General features: G+C 76.1%; 9 protein-coding genes. 1 reads left to right on the top strand and 8 read right to left on the bottom strand.

Annotated features, from left to right (window positions below; genetic code table 11):
* Positions 1 to 31: 31 nt before the first annotated feature.
* The 8 genes from murC to ACFQH9_RS27700 all read right to left on the bottom strand — a co-directional run bounded on the left by murC (position 32) and on the right by ACFQH9_RS27700 (position 11,664).
* The gene (gene murC, locus ACFQH9_RS27735) at positions 32 to 1,378 is read right to left on the bottom strand and encodes a UDP-N-acetylmuramate--L-alanine ligase (RefSeq protein WP_379570604.1); all 1,347 of its coding nucleotides are present in this window, start codon (positions 1,376 to 1,378) and stop codon (positions 32 to 34) included.
* A 53-nt stretch (positions 1,379 to 1,431) separates the two neighbouring features.
* Complete coding sequence (gene murG, locus ACFQH9_RS27730; protein ID WP_379570600.1) at positions 1,432 to 2,541, bottom strand: undecaprenyldiphospho-muramoylpentapeptide beta-N-acetylglucosaminyltransferase; 1,110 nt, start codon at positions 2,539 to 2,541, stop codon at positions 1,432 to 1,434.
* A 75-nt stretch (positions 2,542 to 2,616) separates the two neighbouring features.
* Positions 2,617 to 3,993 (bottom strand): putative lipid II flippase FtsW, encoded by a 1,377-nt coding sequence (gene ftsW / locus ACFQH9_RS27725; protein ID WP_379570599.1) that lies wholly within the window; start codon positions 3,991 to 3,993, stop codon positions 2,617 to 2,619.
* On the bottom strand, positions 3,990 to 5,468 hold the full coding sequence (murD, locus tag ACFQH9_RS27720; protein WP_379570597.1) for a UDP-N-acetylmuramoyl-L-alanine--D-glutamate ligase: 1,479 nt from the start codon (positions 5,466 to 5,468) through the stop codon (positions 3,990 to 3,992). The genes ftsW and murD overlap by 4 nt, the downstream gene beginning before the upstream one ends.
* A 2-nt stretch (positions 5,469 to 5,470) precedes the next feature.
* Complete coding sequence (gene mraY / locus ACFQH9_RS27715) at positions 5,471 to 6,541, bottom strand: phospho-N-acetylmuramoyl-pentapeptide-transferase (protein ID WP_037041768.1); 1,071 nt, start codon at positions 6,539 to 6,541, stop codon at positions 5,471 to 5,473.
* Positions 6,538 to 7,950 (bottom strand): UDP-N-acetylmuramoyl-tripeptide--D-alanyl-D-alanine ligase, encoded by a 1,413-nt coding sequence (locus ACFQH9_RS27710; protein WP_379570594.1) that lies wholly within the window; start codon positions 7,948 to 7,950, stop codon positions 6,538 to 6,540. The genes mraY and ACFQH9_RS27710 overlap by 4 nt, the downstream gene beginning before the upstream one ends.
* 22 nt (positions 7,951 to 7,972) lie before the next feature.
* On the bottom strand, positions 7,973 to 9,499 hold the full coding sequence (locus ACFQH9_RS27705) for a UDP-N-acetylmuramoyl-L-alanyl-D-glutamate--2,6-diaminopimelate ligase (protein WP_379570602.1): 1,527 nt from the start codon (positions 9,497 to 9,499) through the stop codon (positions 7,973 to 7,975).
* A gap of 317 nt (positions 9,500 to 9,816) precedes the next feature.
* Positions 9,817 to 11,664: a peptidoglycan D,D-transpeptidase FtsI family protein gene (locus ACFQH9_RS27700; RefSeq protein ID WP_379570592.1), complete on the bottom strand. Its 1,848-nt coding sequence runs from the start codon at positions 11,662 to 11,664 to the stop codon at positions 9,817 to 9,819.
* Positions 11,665 to 11,844: 180 nt separating this feature from the next.
* Between ACFQH9_RS27700 and ACFQH9_RS27695 the strand changes: the two genes are divergently transcribed.
* The coding region (locus ACFQH9_RS27695) for a hypothetical protein (RefSeq protein WP_379570590.1) at positions 11,845 to 12,063 on the top strand (219 nt) is incomplete at its 3' end.

Raw genomic sequence — 12,063 nt, 5'->3', positions numbered from 1 at the left:
GCCCGGCGCCCGCGCCGGGTGGAGGGCCCGGTCACGGTGCGGCCCGGTCCAGCTCGAGGAGGATCTCCGGGCCCAGCACGGTGACGTCGCCGGCGCCCATGGTGAGGACCAGGTCACCGGCGCGGGCGAGCCCGGCGAGCACGCCCGGCACGTCCCCCCAGGCCGGGACGAAGTGCACGTGCTCGGCCGGCAGCGGCACGGCGTCGGCGACCAGCGCGCCGCTCACCCCGGGCTCCGGGTCCTCGCGCGCGCCGTAGACGTCCAGCACGACGACCTCGTCCGCCAGTCCGAGGGCGCGCCCGAAGTCCTCGGCGAAGGTCCGCGTGCGGGAGTAGAGGTGCGGCTGGAACGCCACGATCACCCGGCCCTGCTGCACCTCGCGGGCCGCGCGCAGGGTCGCGGCGACCTCGGTGGGGTGGTGGGCGTAGTCGTCGTAGACGGCGACCCCGCCCGCCCGGCCCTTGTACTCGAACCGGCGCCGCACGCCGTCGAACACCGCGAGCCCCTCGACCAGTCCCTCCACCGGCGCGCCGAGGGCGACCCCGGCCAGCAGCGCGCCGAGCGCGTTGAGCGCCATGTGCTCGCCGGGCACGGCCAGCCGCAGCTCCCGCTCGACGTCGCGGTGCCGGATCCGCACGTGGGCACCGGTGCCCTCCGGCCGGAAGTCGAGCAGGACGGCGTCCTCCGGGCCGCCGGCGGTGCGCCCGTACCGGAGCACCGGGACCCCGCGGGACCCCGCGCGCGCCGCCAGCCGCTCGGCGCCCTCGTCGTCGGCGCAGGTCACGAGCGTGCCCCCGGGCGCGAGGCGGCCGAGGAACTCCTCGAACACGGCCCGGTAGGCGGCCTCGTCGCCGTGGTGGTCGAGGTGGTCCGGTTCGATGTTGGTGACGACGGCGACGTGCGGCGCGTAGGCGGTGAACGAGCCGTCCGACTCGTCCGCCTCGACCACGAACACGTCGCCCCCGCCGTGGTGCGCCCCGGCACCGGTGACGGTGAGGTCGCCGCCGATGGCGAACGACGGGTCCGCCCCGCAGTGCTGGAGCGCGACGGTGAGCATCGACGACGTGGAGGTCTTGCCGTGCGTGCCGGCCACGGCGGCGACCCGGTAGCCCTGGGTGAGCGCGGCGAGCGCCTGCGCCCGGTGCACCACGGTGAGGCCGCGCGCGCGGGCTCCCGCCAGCTCCGGGTTCGACTCGCGGATCGCGGTCGACACGACGACCGTGGGCGGCTCGTCGAGCTGGTCCAGGTTCTCCGCGGCGTGCCCCACGGCGATCTTCGCCCCGAGCGCCCGCAGGGCGAGGACGGTGCGCGAGTCCTTGGCGTCGGACCCCGAGACGGCCACGCCGCGGGCCAGCAGGATCCGGGCGATCCCGCTCATGCCCGCCCCGCCGATGCCGACGAGGTGCACGTGGGGACCGAGGATCGGGACGCTCACCGGCCGAGCACCCCGAACACCACCTGGGCCAGCCGCTCGTCGGCGTCGGCATGGCCGGAGGCGCGGGCCGCGGCGCCCATCGCCGCGAGCCGGTGCGGCTCGCGGAACCACGGGACCAGCTCGGCGAGCACCCGGTCGCCGGTCAGCTCGGCGTCGGGGACGAGCACGCCGCCCCCGGCCTGCACCACCGGCTCGGCGTTGAGCGCCTGCTCGCCGTTCCCGTGCGGCAGCGGCACGTACACCGCGGGCAGCCCGACGGCGGAGACCTCGGCGACCGTCATCGCGCCGGCGCGGCAGAGCACCGCGTCGGCGGCGGCGTAGGCGAGGTGCATGTCGTCGATGTAGGGCAGCGGGACGTACCCGGGCTGCGGCGCGGCGGCCTGCCCGGTCGGCCCGTGGGCGTGCAGCACGGCGACGCCCTCGTGCAGCAGCCCCGGCAGCGCCTGCGCCACCGCGGCGTTGAGCGTCCGCGCGCCCTGCGAACCGCCGAACACCAGCAGCACCGGGCCGGTCGGGGGCAGCCCGAACCGGCGCCGGGCCCGGTCGCGAAGCCCGGCCCGGTCGAGGGTCGTGACGGCGTGCCGTAGCGGGATGCCCAGCACCTGGGCGTCGGGCAGGCCGCTGCCCGGCACCGCGGCGACCACGGCGGCGGCGAACCGTGCCCCCACCTTGTTGGCCAACCCGGCCCGGGCGTTGGCCTCGTGCACCACGATCGGCACCCGGCCGCGGGCGCCCAGGTACGCGGGCAGGGCGACGAACCCGCCGAAACCCACCACGACGTCCGCCTCGACCTTCGTGAGCACCTCGCGCACCCGGGCGACGGCGCCGCGCACCTTGCCCGGCAGCCGCAGCAGGTCCGTGGTCGGCTTGCGCGGCAACGGGACCGGCGGGATCAGCTCGAGCGGGTAGCCGCGGGCCGGGATCAGCCGCGTGTCGAGGCCCTTCTCCGTGCCCAGGGCCGTGACGGTCGCGTCGGGCCGCAGCCGCTTGACGGCGTCGGCGAAGGCGAGCGCCGGCTCGATGTGCCCGGCGGTGCCGCCGCCGGCGACCACCACCGACGGGCCGGGGCCCATCCGCGGCAGGAACTGGGTGCCGTACTCGCTCATCGTCTCCGCTCGGGGGAATCAACTGTCGTCGGGGTCGGCGCCGGTCAGGACCGATCTTCGCTCCGCAAGCTCCGCTCAGCGGCGCACCGTCCGCTGGGCCGGCGGGCGCGGTGCGGGCGCCCGGTAGGGCTCCGGCAGCGGGAGCCGCAGGACCGAGGCGATCCGGCCCTGGCCGTCCGACCGCAGCGCCGCCACGGCCTCGGGTTCGTGCCGGGCCGCGTTCGTCAGCATGCCGAACACGAACATGGTCACGACGAGCGAGGTGCCGCCGGAGGAGATGAGCGGCAGCTGGAGCCCGGTGACCGGCAGCAGCCCGACGACGTAGCCGATGTTGATCGCGGCCTGCACCACGAGCCAGCTCGTCGACGCCGCCGTCACCAGCCGCAGCCACGGGTCGGTGCTGCGCTTCGCGATGCGCAGGCCGGTGTAGGCCAGCGTGGCGAACAGCGCCAGGACGGCGAACGCCCCGACCAGGCCCAGCTCCTCGCCGATGATCGCGAAGATGAAGTCGTTGTGCGCGTTGGGCAGGTAGTCCCACTTCGCGCGGCCCTGGCCGAGCCCCACGCCGAACAGCCCGCCGTCGGCGAGCGAGTACAGCGCCTGGGTGGCCTGGTAGGCGGGGCCGAGCGGGTCGGTCGTGTCCGACGAGAGGAAGGCGGTGATGCGGCTGACCCGGTAGCCCGCGGTGAGGCCGAGGACGATCGCGCCGGCGAGCCCGCCCACGGTGATCGCGGCGATCAGCTTCATCGGGGCGCCGCCGAACCACAGCAGCGCGATCATCACGATGCCGAGCGAGATCGTCATGCCCAGGTCCGGCTCGAGGACGAGCAGGGTGAGCAGCAGCAGCGTGACCGGGACCAGCGGGTTGAGCGCGTGCTTCCAGCGGTGCATCACGGTGCGCCGGGCGACGAGCACGTGCGCGCCCCAGAGGGTGAGCGCGACCTTGACGCCCTCGGAGGGCTGCAGCGAGAAGGAGCCGATCGCGAACCAGGCGCGGGAGCCGTTGCGCACCACGCCGACCCCCGGGATCAGCACCGCGACGAGCAGCACGACACCCACGAGCAGCGTCCACGGCGCGAGGGCGCGCATCCGCCTCGGCGGGATCCGCAGGCCCACGTAGAACAGCACCAGGCCGGCCGCGCAGAAGGCCAGCTGTCGCATGAACACCGAGTACGAGGAGCCGTCCGCGGAGTACGACTCGACCGACGACGCGGACAGCACCATCACCAGGCCGAAGATCGTCAGCAGCCCGAAGACCCCGAGGATCAGGTGCAGCGAGGTGAGCGGGCGGCGCAGCCAGGTCTGGAGCGCCCTGGCGCCGCGGCCGACAGCGGCGCGGGCCGGGGCGAGGGTGTCCGGGCGGGCGGTGCGGTTGGTGCGGTTCGCGCCCTTCGACCCGCGCGACCCGCGCGGGTCGTGCGGGGGGCGCGGGCTCCGGGTCGGCGTGCTCATGCCCCCGGCCCCCCGGACCCGTCCTGCGCGGCCCCGCTCTCCCCGGTCCCGCCCGCCGCGGTCCCGCCCAGGGCCGCCACGGCGGCGGCGAACGCCTCACCGCGCTCGGCGTAGTCCCGGAACTGGTCCATGGACGCCGCGGCGGGGGCGAGGAGGACGACGTCCCCGGGTCGCGCGAGGGCGGCGGCACGGCGGACGGCGGAGGACATGACCTCATCGTCGCCCTCCGTCACCTCGACCGCGGGGACCTCGGGCGCGTGTCGCGCAAGTGCGTCGACGATCTTCCCCCGGTCGCTTCCGATCACCACGGCCCCGGCCAGCCGGTCGGCGTGCCGCGCCACCAGGTCGTCGACGTGCGCGCCCTTGAGCAGCCCGCCGAGGACCCAGACGATCCGTCCCGCGGGCTGCGCGGCGAGGGCCGCGTCGGCGGCGTGCGGGTTGGTGGCCTTGGAGTCGTCGACGTACCGCACCCCGGCCACCGTCCCGACGTGCGCGGAGCGGTGCGGGCCCGGCCGGAACCCGGCCAGCCCCTCGCGGACGGCCTCGGGCCCCACGCCGTGGGCGCGGGCCAGCGCCGCGGCGGCGAGCGCGTCGGTCAGGCCGGGCGGTCCCCCGGGCGTCACGTCGGCGACCTCCGCGAGCACCACGGCCCCGCCGGAGCTCGCGACCCCCGGTGCCGGAGCTCCCGACTCGCGGTGCCGGAGGTCCCGACTCGCGGGGAAGGCGCGGTCGACGAGCCGCTCCCCCACGATCCCCAGCTCGCCCGGACCGGGTTGGGCCAGGGTCACGCCGACCTTCGTCGCGGCCGGGGACTCGCGGAGCAGGCGGGCGGCGACCGCGTCGTCGATCCCGGCGACGGCGACCGGCCCGGTGAGCGCGCGGGCCTTCGCGGCGGCGTAGGCCGCCGGCCCGCCGTGCCAGTCGAGGTGGTCCTCGGCGACGTTGAGCACCAGGCCGGCGGCCGGGACGACCGAGGGCGACCAGTGCAGCTGGAAGCTGGAGAGCTCGACGGCCAGGACCGCGTGCCCGGCCGCCACCGCGCTCACCACCGGGTAGCCGATGTTGCCGCAGGCCACCGCGTCGAGCCCGGCCGCGTGGAGGATGGCGGCGAGCATGCCGGTGCAGGTGGTCTTGCCGTTGGTGCCGGTGACCACCAGCCACACCGGCGGGACCGTCCGCTGCTGCCCCAACCGCCAGGCCAGCTCCGGCTCGCCGACGACCTCGATCCCCCGGGCCGCCGCCTCGGCGACGAGCGGGTGGTCGGGGCGCCGCCCGGGCCCGGTCACGACCAGCTCGACCCCGTCGGGGAGCCCGGTGACGGCCTCGGCGCCGGTCGGCAGGCTCTCCAGCGCGGCGGCCCGGTCGTCGGACACCAGGGTCCTGGCGCCGACGGCGACGAGCGCCTCGGCCGCCGCGAGCCCCGAGATCCCGGCCCCCGCGACGAGCACCGTGCGATCGGCGATCAGGCTCGACATCGCTACAGGCCCGACGAGGCGGAGAGCCACTCGGAGTAAAAGATCCCCAGCCCCAGCGCCGCGCAGATCGCCGCGAGCAGCCAGAACCGGATGATCACCGTGGTCTCCGCCCACCCGGCCAGCTCGAAGTGGTGGTGGAAGGGCGCCATCCGGAACAGCCGGCGCCGCGTGGTGCGGAAGACGATGATCTGCAGCGAGACCGACAGCGCCTCGACCACGAACACCCCGCCCATCACCACGAGCAGCAGCTCGGTCTTGGTGACCATGGACAGCCCGGCGAGCAGGCCGCCCAGGGCCAGCGACCCCGTGTCGCCCATGAAGATGCGGGCCGGGGCGGCGTTCCACCACAGGAAGCCGATGCAGCCGCCCATCGCGGCGGCGGCCACGATCGCCACGTCGAGCGGGTCCCGCACCTCGTAGCAGCCCGCGGCCGCGGTGACCGAGCAGCTGTTCCGGAACTGCCAGAACCCGATGATCGTGTAGGTCGCCAGCACCATGGCGGCGGTGCCGGCGGCCAGGCCGTCGAGCCCGTCCGTGAGGTTCACGGCGTTGGACCAGGCCGCGACGATCAGGTTGCACAGGATCACGAACCCGACGACGCCGAAGCCGAGCACCGCGATGTCCCGCACGAAGGACAGGTACTCCGACGCCGGGGTGAGGTTGCGGGCGTTGGCGAACCGCAGCGCCAGGATGCTGAAGATCGTCGCGGTGAGCACCTGGCCCACGATCTTCGACGTCTTGTTCAGGCCCAGGTTCCGGCGCCGGCGCAGCTTGAGGAAGTCGTCGACGAACCCGACCACGCCCAGCGCGGTGGTGAGGAACAGGACCAGCAGCGCCGAGGCCGTCATCGGCTCGCCGGTGAGCAGGTGCGCGACCAGGTAGCCCGCCCAGATGGCGAGCAGGATCGCCACGCCGCCCATGGTGGGCGTGCCGCGCTTGGTCTGGTGGCTCTTCGGCCCGTCCGCGCGGATCTCCTGGCCGAAGCCCTGCCGCGCGAAGAACCGGATCAGGTAGGGGGTGAGCAGGATGGACAGGGCCAGCGCGACCCCGGCCGCGACGAAGACACCCCTCACTGTCGGATCAGCTCCTGTTCCAGCAGTACCGCGGCGAGCCGGTCCAGGCCCGCCGAGCGCGAGGCCTTGACGAGCACGACGTCGCCGGCGCGGACCTCCGCGGCCAGCAGCGCGGCGGCCGCGTCCCGGTCGGCGACCGCTCCGGTCCCGTACAGGTCCGTGCCCACGGCCACGAGCCGGTCCACACCCAGCTCCCGGACCGCCGCCGCGACCTGCGCGTGCGCGGCCGGGGCGGTGTCCCCGAGCTCGGCCATCGGGCCCAGCACCGCCCACGTGCGCCGCTTCCCGCCGCCGATCGCGACCAGGGCGCGCAGCGCGGCGGTCATCGACTCGGGGTTGGCGTTGTAGGCGTCGTTGACCACGGTGACGCCGTCGGCCCGGTCGGTGACCTCCATCCGCCAGCGGGAGGCCGCACCGGCGCCCGAGAGCGCCTCGGCGATCCCCTCCGGCGTGCCGCCCAGCTCCAGCGCGACCGCCGCCGCGGCGAGGGCGTTGCCGACGTGGTGCTCGCCGACCAGCCGCAGCGCCACCGGCGCCTCGCCGGCCGGGGTGACCAGCCGGAAGGCGGCCCGCCCGGCCTCGAGCCGGACGTCGGCGGCCTCGACCGCGCCCCCGGTGCCGTACCCGACGACGCGGGCGGCGGTCCGCGAGGCGGCCGCGGCGACCCGCGGGTCGTGGAGGTTCAGCACCGCGACCCCGCCGTCGGCCGCCGCGGGCAGGGCCTCGACCAGCTCGCCCTTCGCCTGCGCGATCGCCTCCGGCGAGCCGAACTCGCCGACGTGCGCGCTGCCGACGTTGAGCACCACGCCGATCCGCGGCGGCGCGATCCGGCACAGCCGCGCGATGTGCCCCGGCCCGCGGGCCGACAGCTCCAGGACGAGGTGGCGGGTCCCGGCGCCGGCGCGCAGCGCGGTCCAGGGGTGGCCCAGCTCGTTGTTGAACGACCCGGGCGGGGCGACGGTCTCGCCGAGCGGCCGCAGCACGGCCGCGATCAGGTCCTTGGTCGAGGTCTTGCCCGAGCTGCCGGTGACGCCGACGACCTGCAGCTCCGGCAGGTGCGTGACCGAGTGCCGGGCCAGCCTGCCCAGCGCGGTCAGCACGGCCGCCCCGGAGCCGTCCGGGTCCGCGTCGCCGAGGTCCGTGCCGGCGAAGGAGTCCTCCGCCGGCGGCGCGATCACCGCCGGGGCGTCGACCTCGCGCCCGGCGAGCACCGCCGACGCTCCGGCCGCCACCGCCGCGGCCGCGAAGTCGTGCCCGTCGGCGCGCTCCCCGGGCAGGGCGAGGAACAGCCCGCCCGGCCCGACCTTCCGGGAGTCGAACTCCACCCCGGTGACCGGCTCGTCGCCCGTCGCCCGGTGCAGCCTGCCCCCGGTCACGGCGGCGACCTCGGCCAGCCGCATCTCGATCATCGTGCCTTCCTCGATCCCCGGATCATCGCCGGGCGCGGATCGCCGCGGCGAGCTCGTCCACGTCGTCGAACGGGTGCTTGACCCCGTGGACCTCCTGGCCGGTCTCGTGTCCCTTACCGGCAACGACCACCACGTCGCCGGGTTTCGCCACCTCGACGGCGGCCGCGATCGCCGCGCGCCGGTCGCCGATCTCCAGGATGTCGCCGCGGGCCGGTTCGGCCTCGGCACCTGCGCGCATGGCGGCCCGGATCTCGGCCGGGTCCTCGGTGCGCGGGTTGTCGTCCGTGACGATCAGCACGTCGGAGCGGGCGGCCGCGGCGGCCCCCATGAGCGGGCGCTTGCCCGTGTCCCGGTCCCCGCCGCAGCCGAGGACGGTGACGATCCGGCCGCCGGGCTGCTGGGCGCGCAGCGCGTCGAGCAGGGCGGCGACGGCGGCGGGCTTGTGCGCGTAGTCGACGACCGCGAGGAACTCCTGGCCCGCCTCGACGCGCTGCATCCGCCCCGGCACGGCCAGCTCGGCGAACCGCGGCGCGGCGGCGGCGGCGGGCACCCCGGCGAGGTCGAGCACGGCCAGGGCCAGCACGGCGTTGGCGATGTTGAAGGCGCCCGGCAGCTGCAGCCGCAGCGGGATCTCCTGCCCGTCCGGCGCCACGACGAGGGCCTGCTGCGCCCCGTCGGGGTCGGTCACCACGTCCCGGGCGGTCCAGTCCGCCGAGGTGGTGGTGGAGACGGTCACGGCGTCAGCGGCCATGCCGGCCAGCCGGCGGCCCCACTCGTCGTCGACGCAGACGACGCCCTTGGCCGCGCGCAGCTCGTCGTCGACGAACAGCCGCGCCTTGGCGGCGAAGTACTCCTCCATGTCGTGGTGGAAGTCCAGGTGGTCCTGGGAGAGGTTGGTGAAGGCGCCCACCGCGAACCGGGTGCCGGCCACGCGACCCATCGCCAGCGCGTGGCTGGAGACCTCCATCGCGACGTCCGTGACGCCGCGCTCGCGCATCAGCGCGAACAGCGCCTGCAGGTCGGGGGCCTCGGGGGTGGTGAAGGCGCTGGGCAGCCGGTCCTCACCGATCCGGGTCTGCACGGTCCCCAGCAGCCCGCTCGCGCGGCCACCGGCCCGCAGCCCGGCCTCGAGGAAGTGCGCGACCGTGGTCTTGCCGCTGGTCCCCGTCACCCCGAGCACGGTGAGGTCCGCGGTCGGGTCGCCGTAGACGGCGGCCGACACGGCCCCGAGGATCGTGCGCGGGTGCGGGTGCAGCAGCGCCCGCACCGCTCCGCGCTCGACGGCCGCGGCGAGCTCCGGGCGGGTCAGTCCGGCCGGGTCGGTGAGGACGGCGGCCGCGCCGGCGGCGAGCGCCGCACCGGCGAAGTCGGCCCCGTGCGCGCGGGCACCCGGCAGCGCGGCGAACAGGTCGCCGGGGCGGACGTCGGCGTTGCGGTGGGTCACCCCGGTGACGCGGACCGTGGGCCCCTCCGTGCCCGTGGCCGGCTCGGGACGCCCCGCCTCCCCCTCGGACCGTGGGAGCGCCGGGTACGGCTCGGCCCCGCTCAGCGCGGCGAGGTGGGCGAGGTCGACGGGCGCGACCCGCTCGGGACGCGGGGGGAGGCCCGCGGGCTGCCCGGCCGTCGCGCGCGGGGCCGTCGGGCGGTCCGTGGGGGCGGAGCTGGCGGGCGACACGTCGGGGAGGCTACCGAGGCCGCCCCGGCCCGCTGCCCCCGCACCACCCGCCCGGCGCGGGTCCTCGGACGCCGTCACGGGATCTTCGGGCACGCCGGCACGGCCCCCGGTCGGCACGCCCGGGGGCCGGTCCGTCGGCGGTCGGTTCACGGCCGGGATCACACCGCGGTCAGGCGGACGTCAGGCTCCGCTCAGTGCACCACCAGGGTCTGCACCGGGGCCGGCTCGCCGACCGGGACGTTCTCCTTCTGCCCCAGGTAGGAGGCGATGTCGTGGAACAGCGGGGCCGCGGAGGTGCCGCCCTTCGGCGCGTCGAGCATGATCGCCACCACGAACCGCGGGTCCTGTGCCGGCATCATGCCCGCGAAGGTGATCCAGTAGGTCGACGACGCGTAGCAGCCGCAGTTCGGGTCGACCTGCTGCGCGGTGCCCGTCTTGCCCGCGACCTGGTAGCCCGGGACCTGCGCGGTGTACCCGGTGCCCTGCTGCCCCGGGGCCTTCTGCGTGACGGCGGTCAGCATCGTCCGCAGCTGGGCCGCGGTCTCCGGCGACACCACCCGGACGCCCTCCGGCTGCGGCGTCTCGGTCCGCGAGCCGTCCGGTGCGATCGTGGCGCCCACGATCCGCGGGGGGATCCGCACCCCGTCGTTGGCCACGGCCTGGTACATCCCGGCCATCTGCAGCACGGTCATCGACAGGCCCTGCCCGATGGGCAGGTTGCCGAAGGTCGACCCGGACCAGGCGGAGCGCGCCGGCACCGAGCCGGCGCTCTCGCCGGGCAGCCCGACGCCGGTGCGCTGGCCGATCCCGAACCGCGCCAACATGTCCGAGAACCGGTCCGGGCCGAGCTTCTCGGCGGTCATGATCGTGCCGACGTTGGAGGACTTCGCCAGCACGCCGGTCAGCGTGTAGTGGTCCAGCCCGTGGTCCCAGGCGTCGTGCACCGTGCGGTCGGCGACCTTGATGCTGCCCGGCACGTCGAGCACGTCGTCCGGCTTGGCCAGGCCGAACTCCAGCGCCCCCGCCATCGTGACGATCTTGTTGACCGATCCCGGCTCGAACGGGCTGGAGACCGCGGCGTTGCCGAGCGTGTCCGGGTCGGCGGTGGCGAGCTGGCGCGGGTCGAAGGTCGTGCCGTTGGCCATGGCCCGCACCTGGCCCGTCGCCGAGTCCAGGACGACGGCCGAGCCGCCCTTCGCCCCCGTCCTGGCCACGTAGTCCTGCAGCTTCTGCTGCACCACGTACTGCAGGTCCGAGTCGATGGTCAGCTCGACGTCCGAGCCCGGGACGGCCGGCTGCTGGGCGCGGGTGCTGCCCGGGATGACGGTGTCGCTGCCCTCCGCCGTGTCGACGACCTGGAAGCCGTCCGTGCCGGCGAGCACGTCGTCGTCCGAGCTCTCCAGGCCGACGCGACCGACCAGCTTCCGGTTGTCCGCGCTCCACGTCGCGGCCCCGACGATGTTGGCCGCCAGGGTGCCGGACGGGTACTGCCGCGACTCGCGCTTCTCCTCGGCGATCTCCGGGAAGCGCTCCTCGAGGGCGCGCGCCACGTCCGGGTCCGCGCTGGTGGTGAGCACGACGTAGCCGCGGTCGGCGTTCAGCAGCTCCTGGATCGCGTTGGGATCGCCACCGGTGGCCTGGGCGACCGCCTGCGCCATCTCGGCCTTGTACGCCCCGGCCTGTTCCTTCTTCACCGAGGAGATCAGCCGCGGGTTCGTGACGAGCGCGCGGGCCTCGGTCGAGAAGGCCAGCCGGGTGCCGTTGCGGTCCAGGATCGCGCCGCGCTCCGCCGCGATCGTGATCTTGGTGGTGCGCTGCTTCTCCGCGCTCGCGGTGAGGTCACCGGCGCGCACGGTCTGGATCAGCAGCAGCTGCGCGGCCGAGACCAGCAGCAGCACGACGAGCACGAGGCGACCGATCCGGAAGCGCCGGTCCGCCCGCCCGACGCGCGAGGCGGGCCGGCGCGGCGGCCCCGGCGGGCGCCGCGCGCCCGACCGCGGGCGGGAGCCGGGACGGGCGCGCGGGGGCGCGATCGCCATCAGCCCGCTCCGCCGCCGGTCGGGGCCGGGGCCTGCGCGGCCTGCTGGTCCTGAGGGGCCTGCTCCAGCTGCTCCTGGGTCGCCGCCTCGGCGTTCGGGTTCGCGGCGGCCCGGTCGCCCTGCGCACCCTGGCCAACANGGGTTCGCGGCGGCCCGGTCGCCCTGCGCACCCTGGCCAACATGCTCGCCCTGGCCGGCCTGCTCGCCCTGGCCGGCCTGCTCGCCCTGGCCGGCCTGCTCGCCCTGGCCGGCCTGCTCGCCCTGGCCGGTCCGGTCGCCCTGGACGGTCTGGTCACCCCGGGCGGCAGGCGCCGCCTGCCCGTCGTGCTGCGCGCCCGCGTCGGCGGCGAGCTGGGACTCCGCCGGCGCCTGGGCCGGCATCGGGTTCGCCGCGGCCGG

The sequence above is a fragment of the Pseudonocardia lutea genome (assembly GCF_042658055.1).
Taxonomy (GTDB): domain Bacteria; phylum Actinomycetota; class Actinomycetes; order Mycobacteriales; family Pseudonocardiaceae; genus Pseudonocardia; species Pseudonocardia lutea.
Note: the sequence above shows the minus strand (reverse complement) of the source record. Positions and strands in the feature narration are given on the sequence as shown.